General features: G+C 69.2%; 1 protein-coding gene. It reads right to left on the reverse strand.

The features are described 5' to 3' along the window. Nucleotides 1-1,172: DNA mismatch repair endonuclease MutL (gene mutL / locus ACEN88_RS31875; RefSeq protein WP_413346188.1), on the reverse strand; the 1,172-nt coding region annotated here is incomplete at its 3' end. Nucleotides 1,173-1,342: the final 170 nt, after the last annotated feature.

The following is a 1,342-nucleotide window of genomic DNA, read 5'->3' on the forward strand; positions in this document are numbered from 1 at the left end:
CCACCGCCGCCGCCGCCCGAGCCCGAGGTCCAGGCGGGCGATGCCAGCTGCGACCCGAACGACGTCTGCTCGTGCGGACGGCGCCAGGACGGCGTGTCACCGAGCGACGTGGACGACGGCGTGATCTCGGCGGCGCTCACGGGCGCGGGCGTATCGCCGTGCGCGGTCGCCGACGTCTTGGCCAGCGCGCGCTGCACGGCGTGGAACACGAACTGGTGGACGGCGCGGCTGTCGCGGAAGCGCACTTCGATCTTCGACGGGTGCACGTTCACGTCGACCATCGCCGGGTCGAGTTCGAGCGCCAGCACGTAGGACGGGAAGCGGTCGCCGTGCAGCACGTCCTCGTACGCGGCTTTCACGGCGTGGACGAGCAGCTTGTCGCGCACGAAGCGGCCGTTGACATAAAAATACTGGCTGTCGGCGCGCGCCTTCGATGCCGTCGGCAGGCCGACGTAGCCGTGCAGGCGCAGCGGGCCGGCGCTTTCGTCGAGCTGCAGGCGGGCCTCGGCGAAGTCGCCGCCGAGGATCTGCGCGCTGCGCTTGGCCGACTCGCTCGTGTTCCAGTGGTCGATCGTGCGGCCGTTGTGGGTCAGGCTGAACGACACGTCCGGCCGCGCCAGCGCGATGCGGCGCACGACTTCGGCGCAGTGGCCGTATTCGGTCTGCTCGGACTTCAGGAACTTGCGGCGCGCCGGCGTATTGAAATACAGGTCCTGCACGTCGATCGTCGTGCCGAACGGGCCGGACGACGGCGACACCGTGCCCTGGTGCGAGCCGACGATTTCCCACGCGTGCGCGGCGCCGTGCGTGCGCGACGTGATCTTGACGGCGGCGACGGACGCGATCGATGCGAGCGCCTCGCCGCGGAAGCCGAGCGTGTTTACGTTCTCGAGGTCGGTCAGCGACGCGATCTTCGACGTCGCGTGACGGGCCAGCGCGAGCGGCAATTCCTCGGGCGGGATGCCGCGGCCGTTGTCGGTGATGGCGATGCGCTTGACGCCGCCTTCCTCGAGCCGGACCGTGACCTGCGTGGCGCCGGCGTCGAGCGCGTTTTCCAGCAACTCCTTCACCACGGCGGACGGCCGCTCGACCACCTCGCCGGCGGCGATCTGCGAGATGAGCTGGTCGGGAAGCTGCTGGATGGGGCGGTGGGTGGGGGCCGGGGCGTTCATCCGTAAATTATAGCTCGCGGCACGCCCCGAAACTGCCACTGTTTGATTTTTGCCAAAACGCTAAATTATTGTTCCCGCACGGGAATCGGCGCTGCGCACAGGTCGAGATGACCGGCCGTGACCTTGGTCCACGGGCCGCCGCGGTTGCGCTGGGCGTCCAGGACGCTCTG

This window comes from Massilia sp. CT11-108, from assembly GCF_047302915.1.
In the GTDB taxonomy this organism is placed as follows: domain Bacteria; phylum Pseudomonadota; class Gammaproteobacteria; order Burkholderiales; family Burkholderiaceae_D; genus Telluria; species Telluria orientalis.